Source organism: Mesorhizobium silamurunense (genome assembly GCF_014843905.1).
Classification (GTDB): Bacteria; Pseudomonadota; Alphaproteobacteria; order Rhizobiales; family Rhizobiaceae; genus Mesorhizobium; species Mesorhizobium silamurunense.
In genome coordinates this window covers 1-16,735 of record NZ_LPVS01000054.1, presented here as the reverse complement: position 1 = coordinate 16,735, position 16,735 = coordinate 1, and the positions used below count along the sequence as shown (strand labels likewise).

At 62.3% G+C, this 16,735-nt stretch carries 19 protein-coding genes; 10 read left to right on the top strand and 9 right to left on the bottom strand.

The annotated features are described in order from the left end of the window. Positions 1–840, top strand: coding sequence for an LOG family protein (locus AU465_RS15855; protein ID WP_192249278.1), 840 nt, complete (start codon positions 1–3; stop codon positions 838–840). A 118-nt stretch (positions 841–958) separates the two neighbouring features. On the opposite strand, the gene AU465_RS37165 is transcribed toward AU465_RS15855, so the two are convergent. The 3 genes from AU465_RS37165 to AU465_RS15845 all read right to left on the bottom strand — a co-directional run bounded on the left by AU465_RS37165 (position 959) and on the right by AU465_RS15845 (position 3,054). Beyond that, the gene (locus tag AU465_RS37165; RefSeq protein WP_281396766.1) at positions 959–1,402 is read right to left on the bottom strand and encodes a LuxR C-terminal-related transcriptional regulator; all 444 of its coding nucleotides are present in this window, start codon (positions 1,400–1,402) and stop codon (positions 959–961) included. Then, the gene (locus AU465_RS37160) at positions 1,399–1,581 is read right to left on the bottom strand and encodes a response regulator transcription factor (RefSeq protein ID WP_312891260.1); all 183 of its coding nucleotides are present in this window, start codon (positions 1,579–1,581) and stop codon (positions 1,399–1,401) included. The genes AU465_RS37165 and AU465_RS37160 overlap by 4 nt, the downstream gene beginning before the upstream one ends. A 498-nt stretch (positions 1,582–2,079) precedes the next feature. Beyond that, complete coding sequence (locus tag AU465_RS15845; protein ID WP_192249275.1) at positions 2,080–3,054, bottom strand: sensor histidine kinase; 975 nt, start codon at positions 3,052–3,054, stop codon at positions 2,080–2,082. Between AU465_RS15845 and AU465_RS15840 the strand changes: the two genes are divergently transcribed. From AU465_RS15840 to AU465_RS15830, 3 genes are all read left to right on the top strand, one after another. Continuing rightward, positions 3,041–3,451 (top strand): hypothetical protein, encoded by a 411-nt coding sequence (locus AU465_RS15840; protein ID WP_210325121.1) that lies wholly within the window; start codon positions 3,041–3,043, stop codon positions 3,449–3,451. The genes AU465_RS15845 and AU465_RS15840 overlap by 14 nt on opposite strands. 153 nt (positions 3,452–3,604) lie before the next feature. Then, positions 3,605–4,030: a hypothetical protein gene (locus AU465_RS15835; RefSeq protein WP_192249272.1), complete on the top strand. Its 426-nt coding sequence runs from the start codon at positions 3,605–3,607 to the stop codon at positions 4,028–4,030. A gap of 101 nt (positions 4,031–4,131) precedes the next feature. Beyond that, positions 4,132–4,542, top strand: coding sequence for a hypothetical protein (locus tag AU465_RS15830; protein WP_192249269.1), 411 nt, complete (start codon positions 4,132–4,134; stop codon positions 4,540–4,542). Positions 4,543–4,584: 42 nt separating this feature from the next. On the opposite strand, the gene AU465_RS15825 is transcribed toward AU465_RS15830, so the two are convergent. Next, positions 4,585–5,292: a pyrimidine 5'-nucleotidase gene (locus AU465_RS15825; RefSeq protein ID WP_192249267.1), complete on the bottom strand. Its 708-nt coding sequence runs from the start codon at positions 5,290–5,292 to the stop codon at positions 4,585–4,587. A gap of 150 nt (positions 5,293–5,442) precedes the next feature. Here AU465_RS15825 and AU465_RS15820 point away from each other — a divergent pair, with 150 nt between their 5' ends. The 3 genes from AU465_RS15820 (at position 5,443) to AU465_RS15810 (ending at position 7,982) form a co-directional block, all read left to right on the top strand. Continuing rightward, entirely contained in the window at positions 5,443–6,204 is a 762-nt protein-coding gene (locus tag AU465_RS15820; protein WP_192249263.1) for a GGDEF domain-containing protein, read from the top strand. A gap of 168 nt (positions 6,205–6,372) precedes the next feature. After that, positions 6,373–6,546, top strand: a complete 174-nt coding sequence (locus AU465_RS15815; RefSeq protein ID WP_192249260.1) for a hypothetical protein — start codon at positions 6,373–6,375, stop codon at positions 6,544–6,546. Further along, positions 6,543–7,982, top strand: coding sequence for a GMC oxidoreductase (locus AU465_RS15810; protein ID WP_192249257.1), 1,440 nt, complete (start codon positions 6,543–6,545; stop codon positions 7,980–7,982). The genes AU465_RS15815 and AU465_RS15810 overlap by 4 nt, the downstream gene beginning before the upstream one ends. Before the next feature lie 76 nt (positions 7,983–8,058). On the opposite strand, the gene AU465_RS15805 is transcribed toward AU465_RS15810, so the two are convergent. Continuing rightward, positions 8,059–8,226, bottom strand: a complete 168-nt coding sequence (locus tag AU465_RS15805; RefSeq protein ID WP_181170310.1) for a hypothetical protein — start codon at positions 8,224–8,226, stop codon at positions 8,059–8,061. A 95-nt stretch (positions 8,227–8,321) separates the two neighbouring features. Between AU465_RS15805 and AU465_RS15800 the strand changes: the two genes are divergently transcribed. Beyond that, positions 8,322–8,813, top strand: coding sequence for a MarR family winged helix-turn-helix transcriptional regulator (locus AU465_RS15800; protein ID WP_192249254.1), 492 nt, complete (start codon positions 8,322–8,324; stop codon positions 8,811–8,813). 144 nt (positions 8,814–8,957) lie between these two features. Here AU465_RS15800 and phhA read toward each other — a convergent pair whose 3' ends face one another. Continuing rightward, entirely contained in the window at positions 8,958–9,791 is an 834-nt protein-coding gene (phhA, locus tag AU465_RS15795; protein WP_192249250.1) for a phenylalanine 4-monooxygenase, read from the bottom strand. Between the two features lie 138 nt (positions 9,792–9,929). Between phhA and AU465_RS15790 the strand changes: the two genes are divergently transcribed. Further along, positions 9,930–10,406 carry an Lrp/AsnC family transcriptional regulator gene (locus AU465_RS15790; protein WP_192249247.1) on the top strand — a complete coding sequence of 159 codons (477 nt, stop codon included), beginning with the start codon at positions 9,930–9,932 and terminating at the stop codon, positions 10,404–10,406. 381 nt (positions 10,407–10,787) lie between these two features. After that, entirely contained in the window at positions 10,788–12,767 is a 1,980-nt protein-coding gene (locus AU465_RS15785) for a putative bifunctional diguanylate cyclase/phosphodiesterase (RefSeq protein WP_192249244.1), read from the top strand. Between the two features lie 141 nt (positions 12,768–12,908). On the opposite strand, the gene AU465_RS15780 is transcribed toward AU465_RS15785, so the two are convergent. The 3 genes from AU465_RS15780 to AU465_RS15770 form a co-directional block, all read right to left on the bottom strand. Continuing rightward, on the bottom strand, positions 12,909–13,970 hold the full coding sequence (locus tag AU465_RS15780) for a class I SAM-dependent methyltransferase (protein ID WP_192249241.1): 1,062 nt from the start codon (positions 13,968–13,970) through the stop codon (positions 12,909–12,911). 631 nt (positions 13,971–14,601) lie between these two features. Further along, the gene (gene argB, locus AU465_RS15775; RefSeq protein WP_192249238.1) at positions 14,602–15,495 is read right to left on the bottom strand and encodes an acetylglutamate kinase; all 894 of its coding nucleotides are present in this window, start codon (positions 15,493–15,495) and stop codon (positions 14,602–14,604) included. 242 nt (positions 15,496–15,737) lie between these two features. Next, positions 15,738–16,735: amidase (locus tag AU465_RS15770; RefSeq protein WP_192249236.1), on the bottom strand; the 998-nt coding region annotated here is incomplete at its 5' end.

The following is a 16,735-nucleotide window of genomic DNA, read 5'->3' as shown; positions in this document are numbered from 1 at the left end:
ATGACACCCATGGAAAAGGCGGGCTGGACGCCGCTGCCGCATTCGGACGAGGATCTGGAGCGGTCGAAAAGCGTGCCGGACACGCCGCAGACGCGAGCCGAAACCTATCGCCTGGCCTGGAACGATCCCGACTTCATGACGCGGCGCGAATTGCGCCCGGTGCGCCTGCAACTCGAGCTCTTGAAGCCGGAGATGATCCTCGCCGAACGCGGCATCAGCTCGACGGTCATCTTGTTCGGCGGCGCCAGGCTGCCGGAGCCGGGCGGCGTCGCCTGGGCGGCGAAGAACGAGACGCAGAAGAAGAACCTCGAGCTGAACAGCAAATACTACGAGGAGGCGCGCAAGTTCGCCCGGCTCTGCTCGCAGCAGTCGGCCGCGTCCTACTACCGCGAATTCGTAGTCGTCACCGGCGGCGGCCCTGGCGTCATGGAAGCCGGAAACCGCGGCGCCGACGATGTCGGCGCGCCGTCGATCGGCCTCAACATCGTGCTGCCGCATGAGCAGGCACCAAACGCCTATGTGACGCCGGAACTCTGCTTCAACTTCCACTATTTCGCCATCCGCAAGATGCATTTCGTCATGCGCGCCAAGGCGGTCGCCGTGTTTCCGGGCGGCTTCGGCACGATGGACGAATTCTTCGAGACGCTGACGCTGATCCAGACCGGCCGCATGGAGCGCGTGCCGGTGATCCTGTTCGGCAAGACGTTCTGGCAAAGGGCGATCGACCTCGATTTCCTCGCCGAGCAGGGCACGATCTCGCCCGGCGACCAGGACATCATCGATTTCGTCGACACCGCCGAAGAAGCCTGGGACATCGTCCGCCGCTTCTACAATCTCTAGAGCAATTACAGGAAAAGTGTGTAACGGTTTTCTGTCCGGAATTGCGTAAAAACAAAGGGATAGAGCGGTTCGGCGTTTCCGTGAAACGGTGAACCGCTCTGAGGCAGCCGGCCGGCCGTTACTGCAGCTCGGCCAGCCAGCCGTTCGATTGCGCGAAGCGAACGATGGCGGCGCGGGAGTGGAGCTCCAGCTTGTCGGTTGCCCTGGTCCGGTAGGTTTCGATGGTTTTTATGCTGAGGTTGAGCCGCGAGGATATCTCCTTGTTGCTGTAGCCAAGCGCAACCAGCTGGATCACCGACCGCTCCCGCTCGCTGAGATTCCCCGGATCGCATTGCGTGCCATGACGGGGGCTTAAGATGCGCGCGGCAAGCGCCGGATCGACATAATTGTCGCCGGCCAGCACGCATCGGATGGCCTGCAGCAGATCCGTCGCGGTCGACCTTTTGACCACGAAGCCGCGCGCCCCGGCGGCCAGCACCTGGCGCAGGCAGCCGGGGTCCTCATGCGCCGTCAGCGCAATGCAGCCGAGCTCGGGAAACCGTTCGACGAGCCGTTCGATCAACGTGACGCCGTTGACGCCGGGGAGTGAGATGTGTCGACCACGGCGACGTCGGGAAGGGCCTTGCCTATGCCCGCGAGGGCCTCGTCGGCATTCGCCGCCAGTCCGACGATCGTCAGATCGTCCTGGCTGTTGATCATCGCACCCACGCCGGACAGGATGATCGGATGGTCGTCGACCACGAATATGCGCCTGCAGCACACCTATAACCTCCATCAGTCTGTCAAAGGGCCCGTCCCTTGGAGCGGTCCCCCTTGTGCTTGATGGTCTAGGCAACTGCCCCGCCTGGCGCGGGACGCCCGTCTGTTTCAGCAAAGCCGCGACGCGGCCGCAACGGGTAAGCCATCCCCCGCCTGACCCATGGGGCGGATTGTAAGCCGCGGCCGACGATTTCGGATGTGGAACGCTTCACTTAGAGCAATTCCAGGAAAAGTGCATAACGGTTAGGCTCGGCGCCTTCGCCGTAGCCTCCGTCCGGAATTGCGTAAAAACAAAGAGATAGAGCGGTTCGCCGTTTCCATGAAACGGTAAGGCGCTTTGGAGCATGATGCCGAAGAGTGTGAAGCGGTTTTCGGACGACATCATGCTCTATCTCTTTGATTTAGAGCCGGATTCAGATTTCGAATCGACTCGATCCGAAATCATCCGGCTCTAGGGCGTGCAGCCATTTGTCAGAGCGCTCAGTCGCTCAAAAGCACGTCGGCATAGATGGCGGTCCCCCTGCCCTTGGCGGTTTCGACCGTCAGTTCGCCTCCGATCAAGGCAAGGCGCTCTTTCATCCCCGCAAGCCCCAAATGGTGAGGGCCGGGCGCGACGGTACCGTCGAACCCATGGCCGTTGTCCTCGACGGCCAGCCGCAGTTTGTTGTCCCAAATGTGGGCCGTAACGCTGACCCGGCCCGGCCGGGCGTGCTTGCCGATGTTGGTGAGGGCCTCCTGCGCGATGCGATAGAGCGTTAGGGCGACTTCGAGCTCGAGCGGCCTCGACAGGGCTTCGAGATCCACATCGCCGGGGATGCCGAGCTGAGCGCACAGCATGCTGACCAGATCCTCGACCGAGGCGCGAAGTCCCAGGCGATCGAGGTCTGCTGGCCGCAGGCTCCAGGCAGCGTCGTGCACCCGGGCGCTCAACTGGTCGATCAATTGGGCGGCGCGCGCCAGGCGGGCATCGAGTTCCGCCGAGTCCGCGCGGATGCTGTGTAGTTCCAGCGCGACGCTCGCCAGCATCTGGCCCAGATCGTCATGCAGCTCGCGTGACAGGCGCAGGCGCTGTTCCTCCTGCACGGCAATCAAGCGCCGCGCCAGTCTCCGGCGCCGGGCCTTGTCGTCCTTGCCTGTAGCGATACCCGCCTGCATCAGCCCTTCTCTTCTCGTTGCCGTCGCGGGCGCAAGCCGTTCACGGTCGCCGAGAAAAGGCATGAATGTCTGTTCCTCCGGCAACATACACCGGACATATGCCGTTATGCGTGTCAGTTTTTTCCCGATGCCTTTAACTTTTCCTGACAAGAGCATCAGCTGAAAAACCCACAGACTATGCCGATCAGCCCCGATGTTGCGGCGACGTTTCTGCGCGCATCCTTTTTGCGTGGTCCCGGTCATCTTGTGCTGGCCGGGATGTTCAACGCAAACCAAGGAGAACGTCATGAGGAAGATCATTCTGGCCGCGGCTGTCCTGTCGGCTCTGACAGGTTCGGCATCCGCATTGTCGATCGGTAGCGGCAACGGCAACGGCAACGTCGGGGTCGGCAACGGCAACGGGAACGGCAATGCCAACACCGGCGCCTTCAACGGCAACTTCAACGGCAACGGCAATTTCGGCTTCGGCAACGGCAATGGCAACGGCAATGCCAACATGGGTGCCTTCAATGGCAACTACAACGGCAACCTCAATGCCGGCGCCGCCAACGGCAACGGCAATGGCAACGGCAACTGGGGCCTCGGCAACGGCAACGGCAACGGCAACGGCAACTGGGGCTTCGGCAACGGCAATGCCAACGGCAACGCCAATGCGGGCATCGGCAACGGCAACGGAAACGGCAACGCCAACCACTAGCGTCGCCAACCACTAGCGTCGAAAGACGCTGACGCTTCTGGGATCGCCGAGCCGCGCGCCCGTCCCCCACGCAGGGCTATCGCGACATGTCGCCGGCGGTCCCAGTCCTTTTCCGGAGATCCTTTTCAAGCAAGCGATGGAAGGAGTTCGCAGATGAAACGGTGTGTCATACCGGCGCTTTGCCTGGGGCTGCTCAGTGCAACCGCGGTGAAGGCCGACACCACGACGGGCAGCCAGGCCTTCAGCATGTCGCGCGTCCAGCAAACCGCCGGCCAATACGGCCAGTATATCGGTTCGAATGTCAGGGGCATGGACCCGCTCGGCAGCCTGGGCGGCAATGTCGGCTACAAGAACACCGGCAGCGGCAACGTCGGCGCCTTCAACAGCGGCACCGGCAATGTCGGCGCCTTCAACGGCAACGACAACACGTCCTCGACGAGCGGAAACCACAACATCGGGGCTTTCAACGGCAACGGCAACACCGGCGAATATGACGGCAACACCAATGTCGGCGCGTTCAACGGCAACGGCAATGCCGGCGCGTTCAACGGCAATTTCAACGGTCGAGGAAACCACTGATGGCCGGACCATCCGCTTCGGTCCGGCGTGGCACTCGCCAGGCGGCCGCGAGGCTGTCCGGCGGTATCGGCCTTGCGGTTTGCACGCTGCTTGCCGCGATCGTGGTTGCCGATGCCTCGACGGTGATCAGGATGGCCGATCTTCCCATCGGCCGCGGCCCCATCGACCATGGACATGTCGCGATTGCCGGTCCTAGCGTCGGTCTGGGCGACGCCGATGGCTCAAACGGCAATTGGAATTCCGGCAATTTCAACGGCAATGGCAATCGCGGCAGCTTCAACGGCAACGGCAACACCGGCGATTTCAACGGCAACGGAAATGCCGGCAGCTTCAACGGCAATGGCAACGCGGGCAGCTTCAATGGCAACGCCAATTGCGGCAGCGGCTTCGGCAACGGGTTTTCGTCCGACGGCAACGGCAACGGGAACCATCGGGACGTCCCCGAGTGGTGCCGGTTCCTGAAAAACCTGAACGGTCAACTGCCGCCGGGCGCGATTCCGGACTTCGACTAACGCGTGCCGCCGAAGGCGGCGCGCCGGCAATCTGGAGTTGGTTCAGGCCGGGACTTCGACGATCGCCGTCAGGAAGTCGGCGAGATTGTCGGTGACGAAATCGACATCGTCCTCATTGGCCGGATCGCGCTCCCAGATCTCCGAGAAAGTCGGCTCGAAATTGCGCGGCACAACCAGCACCGTCGTCATGCCGAGCGATTTCGGCACCGAGAGATTGCGAGCCAGATCCTCGAACATCACCGCGTTGTGGCCGGTGACGGAATGCAGCTCGGCGAACCTTTCATAGGTCTGGCGCGCCGGCTTGGGGTTGAGACCAGCCGCGACGATGTCGAAGATGGCGTCGAAATGGTCCAATATGCCGAGCTGGCGTGCCGTGCGCTCGGCATGCCTGCGGTCGCCATTGGTGAAGATGAACTTGCGGCCCGGCAACTGCCGGATCGCGGCGCCGAGCACCGGATCGGGCACCAGCCAGGAATAGTCGATGTCGTGCACCTTCTCGAGGAAGTCGTCGGGGTCGATGCCGTGGCGCGTCATCAGCCCATTCAGCGTCGTGCCATACTCCAGGTAGAGATCTTTCTGCAGCTTGCGCGCCTCCTCGCGCGAGAGCGTCAGCAGCTCGCCGATATAGGCGGTCATCTTCACGTCGATCTGCGCGAACAGATTCGAATGATGCGGATAGAGCGTGTTGTCGAGGTCGAACACCCAATCCGTGACATGGGCAAAACGGGCGGGGTCGGGTGTCGTTGTCATGGCTTCCTTATGGCATGCCGGCGCTGACTTTATCCACAACTTCTGCGCGTCGCGCACGGTGAAAATAACCTCTCGCTTCAAATTTTAATCGTCCCGGAAAGGTCACCTTCAGCGCTTGCTGGCACAGAAGCAGTCCGGTGGGAGACAGCGATGAGTCGCATAATTTTGAAGTCCGCAGCCGTAGCGTTCGCTTCGGTCGCCGTCTCGCTTTTGTTGACGCTGGTTGTGGTCCCGGCGATGGGCTTTGCTGTCAGCCGCACCGTCTGGCTGACGGCCACGATCTGCCCTTTGATGCTCGCCTGGATCGCCAGCGCGGGCACCTTCTGGCAAAGCGACCGCCTGAAGAATGCGCATCGCGAGCTTGCCCGTGCGCATGCGCAGCTTGCCGCCTCCCACAGGCGCCTGTCGGAGAAGGCAAGCCGCGACGACATGACCGGCATGCTCAACCGCGAGAGCTTCTTTGCCGCGCTCGACGGTTCCCGGCGCAAGGCCGATCGCGGCGCGCTGCTGATCATCGATGCCGATCATTTCAAGACCATCAACGACAATTACGGTCACCTGACCGGCGACGATGCGTTGCTTCTGATCGCCGGCGCCATCGAGCGCGGCGTGCGCAGCGGCGATGTGCTCGGCCGTATCGGCGGCGAGGAGTTCGCCGCCTTCCTGGTCGGCGCCATCGAGCCGGAGGCAAGGCGCGTGGCCGAGCGCATCCGCCGCGAGGTCGAACTGATCCGCTTCCGCCCAGTCGACGAGCGGACCGTTTCGTTGACCGTCTCGATCGGCGGCATCACCTGTGGCGAGAGCGCCACCGTGTCGGAGCTGATGCGCGCCGCCGACCGCAGGCTCTACGAGGCCAAGCATCGTGGCCGCAACCTCTCCATTCTCGATCACGACATTTCGGAAGCCGCCTGAGGCCATGGGTGGGCGTTAGCAGATTCCTAACCCTTTCCAAATTCAACCGCGGCGATTGCGCGGTTGTAACGGGGTTTTCATCTAGACTTGGCACGGAATTAGCTTCTGCGGCGGCATGTGTGCCGCCCAGGAACGGCATGCTATCGAGCTCCCATCGAAAGACGTGTCATGAGCTATTTCATAAAAAAGATGTCGCGCCGCAAGATCGTGCAGGCGCTGATCGCGCTGCCGGCGCTGTCGCTGTTCCGCAACCAGTCCGCCGTCCCCAACCCAAACGGGATCGACCCCGACGAGATCGTGGAGGTCAACGGTTGGATCCTGAAGCGGAGCGATCTCGCATGATCTTCGACAGCTACGAGGCTTACAAGCAGGCAAGCTTCAAGCCGAAGGTCTGCATTCTCGGCTCCGGCCCTGCCGGCACCACGATCGCCAGGAAGCTGGGCGCCGCCGGCATTCCGGTCGCCGTCCTGGAGGCCGGCTCGCGCGAATTCAGCGACGAGTCGCAGGATTTCTACCGCGGCACCACGGTCGGCGATTACTATTTCGATCTCGACATCACCAGGCTGCGCTTCATGGGCGGCTCTTCCAACCACTGGGCCGGCTGGTGCCGCGTGCTCGACAGCCAAGACTTCGAGCCGAAGGCCTGGGCGCCGGACACCGGCTGGCCGATCAGCCGCGCTGACATCGAGCCCTATCTGCGGGAAGTCCACGACATCCTCGAACTGCCCGATTTCCGGCCGGATGTGCCGATTTCGGACGACATCCGCTGGGTGCAGCTGATCAAGAGCCCGGCCGTGCGCTTCGGCGAGAAGTTCGCCGACGAGCTCGACCGGAGCAAGAACATCGCCGTCGTGCTCAACACCTACGCAACGGAGCTCGCCGGCGACGGCAGGCGCGTCACCGGCGCCAGATTGTGGTCGAACGGCCAGGATGCCGGCGCCTTCACGGCGGATTATTTCATCGCCTGCACCGGCGGACTGGAGAATTCCAGGCTGCTTCTATGGTCGAATCAGCGCTCCAATGGCGGCGTCGTGCCGAACGCCGCCGCGCTCGGCCACTACTGGATGGAGCATCCGACCTTCCAGGGCGGCAACGCCATCCTCGCCAACTACAACGAGTTCGAGGTCGACGCCTCGAACGAGGCCTTCTTCTCGCCGACACTCGCCGCGATGGAGCGGCTGCGGATCCTGAATTTCGGCGTCCGCCTGATCGAGTCGCCTTATCCCAATGTCAAGCGGCTGATCGCCGACCTCGCCTGCACGGCTCCCGACATGGCGGAGTGGATGTCCTCCCAGCTTGACCAGAGGTTGCGCTGCGCCGCTCAGCTTTACGTCGCCTGGGAACAGGCGCCACTCGCCTCGAACCAGATCGAGCTGTCGAAGACCGATGTCGACCACGCCGGCGTGCCGCGCATCGAATTGCACTGGAAGAAGTCGCCGCTCGAGCGCCGCACGCTGCTGGAAGGCTTGAGGCTTTTCGGCACCACAATGGCGCAGAAGAATCTCGGCCGCGTCCGCATCGACGACTGGGTCAGCAATGGCGGCGACTACCCGACGAATGAGGAGACGGCCGGCCACCACCATATGGGCGGCACCCGCATGGGCACCGATGTCCTGAAGAGCGTCGTCGACGCCAACTGCAAGGTGCATGGCATGGACAACCTCTATGTCGGCGGCTCTTCGGTGTTCTGCACCTCCGGACAGTGCAACCCGACGACCACCATCACCGCGCTCGCCTGCCGGCTGGGGGATCACCTCAGCAAGGTGATCACGGTCTGAGCCCCCGAAAGGCAGGCGGCGTCGGCGCCTGGAATTGGCAACCGGCGCCGCCGTGGCGCGCCTTTTGGGGTCAGATCTACAGTCCGTAAACGGCGACGCGCACCAGAACGGCCGCAGCGGCAAGTGCTACCAGCAGAATGCCGAGGCCGATGGGCGAGCCCCAGCCATACCACTCCATCGCCAGCTTGGCGTATTTGTACTCTTCCTCGTTCGAGAGCGGGGTGCGCTGTTGAATCAAGCTCATTGTTCACTCCTTGTCGGCGACTTTGCCCTTGCCTTGCAAAGGGTGGCGTCGCATATTGATACGATAGTCTGAATGTTAGGCGGATTGATAGTTAGATGATAGAAGTAAATTCGTCAAGCGCAAATCGCGCTGAAATGACAGCGGCTGTCAGCCTCGCCGTCATGCGCTGGCAGGACGCAACGCAGGCCTATGACGAGGCGGTGGGGGCGCGGCTCGGGCTGATCGCCGCCGAGCGGCATTGTCTGGGCCTGCTTTACGCAGGACCGCAATCGGCGGGCGCCGTAGCCACGGCAACGGGGCTGACGCCGGCGGCCGTCACGGCGTTGATAGACCGTCTGGAGGCGCGTGGGCTCGTCACCCGAACTCGCAGCCTGGAGGACAGGCGCAAGGTAGTGATCGAGGCGACCGAGCTGACCAGAGAGCTGTCGGAACGCTACTATGGCGCCATCGCGCGGGAGGGCGAGAAGGTGGTGGCGGACTTCAGTGACGCCGAGCTGGCGACCGTGCTGCGATTCATCAACGCCGCACTCGACCTGCAGAGCGAGCAGCTGGCGAGGCTCAAGGCCGAGCCGGCTCCGGCTGGCTGATGGCAGCGAGGGAGACGTTTTCCGGATAACCAGAGAGGTTCAGCCGCTTGGTCGGCGACTGAACCGCTCTGACCCGCCGGCTGGGCGAAAGCCGGACACTGAAGCGCGCCGCGTTGAAACAGTGAGGCGCCGCGCTTTTGATGCCTAGACCGTGGCCGGGTCGAGCGCCGGCTGACCCTTGAACCGCGTGATGATACCGGCGAGTTCGCCGCCGGCGAATGCGTCACGCAACGCGTCGAAGGACGGCAGCACGAAATAGGCGCGCTGGAACTTGTCAATCTCGTAGCCGGTGCGCATCACCGTCTCGAGGTCGAAAGGCACGTGGTGGGCGTCCTTGCTCTCGACCGCGAACTGCAACTCGGTGAAGGATGACATCAGCCCGGCGCCGAACGCCTTGAGCGGCTGGCCTGGTTCCTGGATGAGGCCGTATTCGGCGCTGTACCAGTAGAGCCGGGTGATCATCTCGTCGCCGCCCAGCGCGATCATGTCCTCGGCCTTCTCGCCATACATCTGCATGAAATCGGCGAACACCGGCTGCGTCAGGATCGGCACATGGCCGAAGAAGTCGTGGAACATGTCCGGCTCGACAATATAGTCGAGCTCCTGTCTGGTCCGCAGCCAGTTGGTGACGGGGAAGCGGCGGTTGGCCAGATGCTCGAAGAACGGGCCCGCGGGGATCAGCCCGGGCACCGCCACGATCTCCCAGCCGGTCGCTTTGCGCAGTTTCTCGCTGACGGCGTCGAAATCCGGAATCCTGTCGAGCAGGCCAAGCGCCGCGACGCCGTCGAGATAGGAGCGATGCGCGAGCTTCTGCGTCAGCTTCGTCTGGCGGTCGCAGAGCGTGCGCCACACCGCCTGCTCCTCGGCCGAATAATTGTACCCTTGAGCCACCGTGAAGTCGGAGCGGCAGACCGAATAGTCGCCGCGAAGGCCTTGCTCCGCGCATTCGCGGGCATAGTCGGCAACGCTGATCGTCATGTCTTCCTCCTCAAAATCATGATTCCCGGATCATGTCGGCATCGTAGCCGCGGCTCATGAGGCAAATCAGCCTTGTTTGTAGCCGCGCGACGGATTTCGAGATAAACTTCGCTCGAACTTATGCGGATAGGAGTGAAAATGCCTCAGTTGGATGAGTTCGAAATAAGAATGCTCGACATCCTGCAGCGCGACGGGCGCAAGACCGTATCGGAGCTCGCGCAGGAGATCGGCCTGTCGACCACGCCCTGCGCGCGCCGCTTCGAGGCGCTGCAAGGCGGCGGCATCATCAAGGGCTTTGCTGCCGTGCTCAGCCGGCGCGCGCTGGGCCTGACGGTCGAGGTGTTCATCCAGGTCCGCCTGGTGAGCCACAGCGACGGCTCGCCGGAAAGCTTCATCGCCGCCGTGCAGCGCATGGACGAGGTCTCGTCCTGCTGGACGATGACCGGCGACCACGATTTCCTGCTGCATGTGATGGTGCCGTCAGTGGACGATCTCAACGCTTTCGTCATGCACCGGCTGATGCGGCTGCCCGGCGTCCGCGACGTCCACACCCAGCTTGTGCTGCAGAATATCAAAGGGCCAGGTCACGTGCCGCTCAACCATTTGCGGCGTTAGATTGCGGTTCTGCGAAAACGAACCCGACAAAATGTTCGGGGTAAATTCAATCTGAACGATTTCCCCGGTATCAACTGAAATTAAGGTTATGCAAACCTTAAGAAAAGACATGCCTGGAGATTTACGGTAGCATCGACGTTTCGTTCGTCTTCTCTTGCGAGCCGGAAGAAAGTATGACCGCGCATTATTCTGTAGCTCCGGATTGTTGCCTGGAATCCTGGCGTGTCGCCAGGCCGGTTCGGCCGCACGATCCGTTTACCGCCGGTTAGCAACATTAGTGTCTTATAATGAACCAGTCTTGCCTTCGTCCTTCCGTGAGGACTTGACGGACTTCGCTTGCTCGAACCGTTCATGCGGAGGATGATCGCACAGGAGCGTTGCATGCAACTGACGGAGGATGTGGCTCAAAGGGTCACCGAAGCGATTTCACGCCCGCCGTGGAAATCCGCCGATCCGACGCTTTTTGCGATGTTGTTGCACAAAAACGCGGACCAGAATCGCAAGGTCGTGCGCTGGGGCATAGCGGCGGCCGTGTTGAGCTACATATCCTACGGTGCCTTCGACTGGTTTCTTTTCCCGGACCTTGCGGACCGTCTGGTCCTGACGCGCCTGACGTTGGGACTAACCTTCCTGGTGCTTGTCGAACTCGTTGCTCGACGCGGTTTTGCCGTCACCACTTTGCACTATGTTGCCGCCCTGGCGATCGTGGCCGGCGCAATCGGGTGGCTGCTGTCGGCGCTAGGAACGACGCATCAGGAGGCGCTATCCCATTTCATCATTTTCGGCACGGTGTTCATTCTCGGCGCCAACCTCTTCTTCAATTTCCGGTTATGGCTCTCGGCGCTGTCGTCGGCGACCGTGACGGTCGCCTTCGCGAGCGCCACGCTGTTCGTCCTTCAAGCCGACTTTGCCACCCGCCTGGTGCTTGCAACCTATTTCGCGAATTGCCTTGTTTTGTCGCTATATCTTTCATGGCGCCTCAGCATGGAGCGCTACCAGACCTTCCTGCATGCGCTTCAGGCGCAGATCCAGGAGCAGGTCGCCATCGAGAACGGGCAAAAGCTCATCGAGATCGCGGACACGGATCCGCTTACCGGGCTTAAGAACCGCAGGGCGATCACGCGGGAATTCGCGGAGTTGTGCAGGGAATGGGCCACGGACAATGACGAGATAGGCGTCATTCTCATGGATGTGGACTACTTCAAGCGGTTCAACGACCGGCTCGGCCATCAGGCCGGCGACGACTGCCTGATCGAGCTCGCCCGGGCCTTCGACGAAACGGCGGCTTCCAACCATGCCATCGCGGGACGCTACGGCGGCGAGGAATTCGTCGTGCTCTGCAAGGTCGCCGGACGGGATCATCTGCGCGAGATGACGCATCAATTCTGCCGGGCCGTCGAGGATTTGAAAATCTCCCATCCCGACCGGGATGACAAGCTCAACATCGTCACCATCAGCGCCGGCGCCTCGTTGACGCGCGCCGATCAAAGCATAGAGCTTCGGATCCTGCTGCAGGAGGCCGACCGCGCGCTCTATGCCTCCAAGTTTTCGGGTCGCGCGACATTCACGATCTATGACGCACAGGCCATCGACCAGAAGCGCGCCAGCCAGAATCTCTCAGAACTGCTCAAGCATGCCGTTGCGGAGGGACTTGTCTCGGTTGTCTATCAGCCGATCTGCGATGCGACATCCGGCCAGGTGCTTGGCCATGAGTCGTTGATGCGGCTGCGCGACTTCGACGGCAGCATGATCAGCCCGTCCGTGTTCATACCTGTCGCCGAGCAGACCGGCGGCATCGAGGAACTCGGGATGTGGCTGATCGATCGGGCCTGCGGCGACATGGTCGAGCATGGGTTGGGATCGGTCGTGTCGGCGAACGTGTCGGTCGTCCAGCTCAAGGCGCCGAATTTCCCGCTGCACATCGCCGAGATCCTCGGCAGGCATGGCATGGCGCCCCAGAAACTGGCGCTCGAAGTCACAGAAGGCAGCGATATCTTCCTGGAGGCGCAGGCCGCCAGAAATATCGAGCAGCTTCGAAACCTGGGCATTCAGATCTGGCTGGATGATTTTGGAACCGGGTTTGCCGGTCTGGCCTGGCTCCGTCGGTTCAAATTCGACGTCGTCAAGATCGACCGGAGTTTCCTGCACGACTGCCAGACGATCCGTGGTCTGAGCCTGTTGCAGGACATGGTCAGGCTTCTGCGCAATCTGGGCCACACTGTCCTGGTCGAGGGCGTCGAGACGAAAGAACAACAGAATTTGCTGCAGCATATGGGCATTCAGTCGGTGCAGGGCTTCCTCACCGGGCGCCCCGTTCCGATCGAAGAGATCAAGCAGGCCAGGCGGGAACTGGTCGCCTAATTTGAAGCAATCCAGCAGGAATGCAGAGCGGCGCTAATCCCGGCAAAACAGGATGTGGCGCCACGAGCTGCATCAAAAAGTCGGGCCGCTGCACGGCCCGACTGAAAATCAAAATGGATTGTGAGCGACTCCACTACCGCTCTATGCCGGCGCCCCGAGATCCCCGCGCTTGCGGATCTTGCCGTAAACGATGTTTCTGTTCGATCCGTAATAGACCTCGGCCTCGACGCGGTTCTTGTCCACCGCGGCATTGATGATGTCCCACATGTCGCTCGCCGAACGCAGGATGAGCGGCCAATCCATGAACGTCTCCATATAGCCGTCGGTCGTGATCTCGTCGCTGAAATTGGCGAAGAGGAATTCGCCGTCCGGCTTGACCAGTTCCATGGCCCGCTGAAGCAGGCGCGCGCCGACGGGAAGCGGCAGGTAGTCGTACAGGCCGGACGCGTAGACGAGATCGAACGTGCCAAGCGGATAGGCGCGCCGCAACAGGCCGCGCACGGATCCGTCCACGGCTTCCACGACCGTGCCGGCGAGGTCGCGGTTGACCGTGCCGACGCTCACCGGATCCTGGTCGAGACCGATCCAGCGCTTCAGCCTTTTCTCGGCCAGCGCCTTCGAGAGTTCTGCTTCCCGCAAATGGCCGCAAGCGATTGCCAGCACCTCGGCATTTTCTGCCCGCGCAGCCGTTTCGTCGACCGTTTTGGCCAGTATCTCGCGACGCTCGCGCCCCGCCACCGAGCTTGCCGCCTCGCTCGTATAGGCAAAGATCTCGCGGCCGAGATCGCTCGACGATGCCAAGATCTCGTTGGCGCTCGGATGCTTGTAGTAGATGTCCAGCAGTGTCGCGTCGCCCGAATAGCCGCGCGGCTTCTCGAAGGACCAGCGCGTGAACGGATCCTGTTTCAGATATGCCGCGACACGGTGCTGCTGAGCAAGCGGGATCAGTTCCTGCCACAGAGCCGGAGCGACATCGCGGCGCAGTTCGTGCAATCGACCCGCCAGGCGTTCGACGATTTGCCCCGCGGGCTCCTGGCGCGCGAAAGCCTGGTGGGCGAGGTCCAGCACGAGGGCGAGCTGGGCCGCCCGTGCCTTGAGCTCGACGGCGTCGACCGTCTCGGCGGACGCCGCCTTGTGCTTTTTGATCAATGTCGACGTGATCAGGCTTGCTTCATCAATTTTCAGGTCAGGATTGAGCGCCATATGGCCATTTCCTTGTGGTCCCCCGGCGACAATTATAGATGCATAGAGTTTTAATAAAAGTTTAGGAGAGACTGCATTAGTGGTAGCTAAAATATGATCGCCCGAAGGTTTGAACCGCCAAGTGCTACGGCGCCGTCAACGTACGCATGCGTACGACCTCAACGTCTTTCGTTGTTGCACTGGCTGACGCGTTTTCCTGGCATGCGGGAAGCTGCACGAAACTGCTGAACCGTGCCAAGGCTGGTTCGACTTCGGCAAATACGACCTGCAGACCGACACAAGGAAGGCCCGCCATGAAAGATCGTGCTGGTCAACCCGCCGCATACGGCCATCGGCAGCCGCGTGTCAGACGATCACCAGCCGCCTCTCCGCCTGTTGGCGATCGGCGGCCGCTGCTCGATGCCGACCATCTGGTGCGCCCTGGTCGACGCCGGATTCGGATGGTCTTTCAACGCCCGGGGCGAAAGCCGGCCGCGCCCGTCATCGAAGACGCGCGTGCCAAACGAAAGAAGATTAGCCGGCTGATTATGACAGTTCACCGTTTCATGAAACGGTGAACTTGCCCTCTCTCTTTGTTCTGACGCAATTCCGGACGGAAAACCGTGTCACACTTTTCCTGGAATTGCTCTTGTTACGGCACGATCAACGTGCCGGCGCCGTGCTCGGTGAACAGCTCGAGCAGCACGGAATGCGGCGTCTTGCCGTTGAGGATGACGACGCCCTCGACGCCGCGCTCGATCGCCTCGATGCAGGTCTCGACCTTGGGGATCATGCCGCCCGATATCGTGCCGTCCTTGATCAGCGCCTTGGCCTCGGCGACCGTCAGCTCGTCGATCAGCTTCTTGTTCTTGTCGAGCACGCCGGGCACGTCGGTGAGGAAGAGCAGGCGCGAGGCGCGGCAGGCGCCGGCAATGGCGCCGGCAAAAGTGTCGGCGTTGATGTTGTAGGTATGGCCGTCACGGCCGGGCGCCACCGGCGCCAGCACCGGGATCATTTCCGAGCGGGCGAGCAAATCGAGCAGCGTGCGGTCGACCTCGACCGGCTCGCCGACGAAACCGAGATCGAGCACCCGCTCGATGTTGGAATCCGGATCGATCATCGTCTTGCGCGCCTTTTCGGCGAACACCATGTTGCCGTCCTTGCCGCAGAGCCCGATCGCCCATTCGCCCTCGGCGTTGATCAGCGCCACGATCTCCTTGTTGATCGAGCCGGCCAGCACCATCTCGACGATCTCGACCGTCTTCTGGTCGGTGACGCGCAGGCCGCCCTCGAATTTGGATTCGATGCCCATCTTGTTGAGCATGGCGCCGATCTGCGGCCCGCCGCCATGCACGACGATCGGGTTTACGCCGGACTGTTTCAGGAGTGCGATGTCGCGGGCGAAGGCCTTGCCGAGCTCGTTGTCGCCCATGGCGTGGCCGCCATATTTCACCACCACCGTCTTGTTTTCGTAGCGCTGCATGTACGGCAGCGCTCTGGAAAGCAGCGCGGCCTGCATTTCGGCGGTGGCGGCGATGTCCGTCATCGGTGCGTTTCCCTAAGCGGCAAGGATGGCGGCCTCTTAGCGGGAAATGCCGCAGGCCGCAAACGGCTTTGCTGTCACAATTGCGAAATCTGCGAGTTCCAAGGTCTGTTGAGATTCAGGTCAGGCCGAGTCGAGAATGGTGGTTTTCGAGAACCGGAACGGAGCGTACTTTCTGGTACGTGAGTACCGGAAGCGCAGAAAGCCTCCATTCGCAGGCCGGCATCACCTGAATATCGACGACCTTAACCCGGCACCTTGAGCGGCGCGCGGCGCTTGAGCCATCCCGAAATTTTCTCCATCTGCCCGGCGAAGGACAAAAGCGTCTCCTCGTCGCCGGGCCGCCCCGCGGCCTGGATGCCGAGCGGCAGGCCGCCCGCCGTGACATGCACCGGCATCGCGATCGAGGGCTGGCCGCTGACATTGTGGATCGCCGGCCAGTGGGTGAACCACAGGCTTTTGTCCATCAGCTGGCCAAACACCGACTTGATCCTGAGCAGTCTGGTAAGATGCAATTTGTCGAGCAGATTTTCGATGAGCTCGTCGGCGCCTTTCGGGTCCATCGCGCCGCAGGCGAGCGGAGGATGGGCGATGATCGGCATCAGCACGGCATCGAAGCGCGCGGTCTCTTCGATCATCCGTCGCGCGGTGGCGTTGAGCCGCTGCACCGCGTCATAGACTTCGCCGGCGGACAGCATTTCGCCGAGGCGGCCGAGCACGCGCGTCGCGCGCTCGACCTCGCCGGTGACGGGGCGGCCGACACGCAGCGCCTCGGCCCGCATCATGCCTGCGACCGCCGAGGCGACGCTCTTGCAGAAATCGGTCATGAAGTGGCGGCCGATATAGGGCAGGTCGATCTCTTCCACCGTGTGGCCGCCCTCGCGCGCCAGCGCCACCGCCGTGTCCAGCGCGGCAATCGTCTCGGCCGAGATCGGCAGGCCGAGCGGCGACTTGCGGTAGACGGCGAGGCTGAGTTTGCCCGGATCGCGCGCCGCGGCGGCGGCAAAGGAGCCTTTCGGTTCCCGCGCCGCATAAGGCGACAATGGATCGGCGCCGTGCGTCAGGTCGAGCAGGAGTGCCGTGTCGCGCACCGAGCGGCTGACGGCGTGGTCCACGACCATGCCGTACCAGCTCTCACTGGTGAGCGGCGTCAGGGGCACGCGGCCGCGCGAGGTCTTGAGGCCGACGAGGCCGCTGCAGGCCGAAGGCACGCGGATCGAGCCGCCGCCGTCGGAAGCGTGCG

What these genes read in the sequence shown, in the direction of transcription:
- AU465_RS15855 (WP_192249278.1), top strand. Translation starts at nt 1, where the DNA reads ATGACACCCATGGAAAAGGCGGGCTGGACGCCGCTGCCGCATTCGGAC.
- AU465_RS15840 (WP_210325121.1), top strand. Translation starts at nt 3,041, where the DNA reads ATGAGGAAGATCATTCTGGCCGCGGCTGTCCTGTCGGCTCTGACAGGT.
- AU465_RS15845 (WP_192249275.1), bottom strand. Translation starts at nt 3,054, where the DNA reads ATGATCTTCCTCATGACGTTCTCCTTGGTTTGCGTTGAACATCCCGGC.
- AU465_RS15835 (WP_192249272.1), top strand. Translation starts at nt 3,605, where the DNA reads ATGAAACGGTGTGTCATACCGGCGCTTTGCCTGGGGCTGCTCAGTGCA.
- AU465_RS15825 (WP_192249267.1), bottom strand. Translation starts at nt 5,292, where the DNA reads ATGACAACGACACCCGACCCCGCCCGTTTTGCCCATGTCACGGATTGG.
- AU465_RS15820 (WP_192249263.1), top strand. Translation starts at nt 5,443, where the DNA reads ATGAGTCGCATAATTTTGAAGTCCGCAGCCGTAGCGTTCGCTTCGGTC.
- AU465_RS15815 (WP_192249260.1), top strand. Translation starts at nt 6,373, where the DNA reads ATGAGCTATTTCATAAAAAAGATGTCGCGCCGCAAGATCGTGCAGGCG.
- AU465_RS15810 (WP_192249257.1), top strand. Translation starts at nt 6,543, where the DNA reads ATGATCTTCGACAGCTACGAGGCTTACAAGCAGGCAAGCTTCAAGCCG.
- AU465_RS15805 (WP_181170310.1), bottom strand. Translation starts at nt 8,226, where the DNA reads ATGAGCTTGATTCAACAGCGCACCCCGCTCTCGAACGAGGAAGAGTAC.
- AU465_RS15800 (WP_192249254.1), top strand. Translation starts at nt 8,322, where the DNA reads ATGATAGAAGTAAATTCGTCAAGCGCAAATCGCGCTGAAATGACAGCG.
- phhA (WP_192249250.1), bottom strand. Translation starts at nt 9,791, where the DNA reads ATGACGATCAGCGTTGCCGACTATGCCCGCGAATGCGCGGAGCAAGGC.
- AU465_RS15790 (WP_192249247.1), top strand. Translation starts at nt 9,930, where the DNA reads ATGCCTCAGTTGGATGAGTTCGAAATAAGAATGCTCGACATCCTGCAG.
- AU465_RS15785 (WP_192249244.1), top strand. Translation starts at nt 10,788, where the DNA reads ATGCAACTGACGGAGGATGTGGCTCAAAGGGTCACCGAAGCGATTTCA.
- AU465_RS15780 (WP_192249241.1), bottom strand. Translation starts at nt 13,970, where the DNA reads ATGGCGCTCAATCCTGACCTGAAAATTGATGAAGCAAGCCTGATCACG.
- argB (WP_192249238.1), bottom strand. Translation starts at nt 15,495, where the DNA reads ATGACGGACATCGCCGCCACCGCCGAAATGCAGGCCGCGCTGCTTTCC.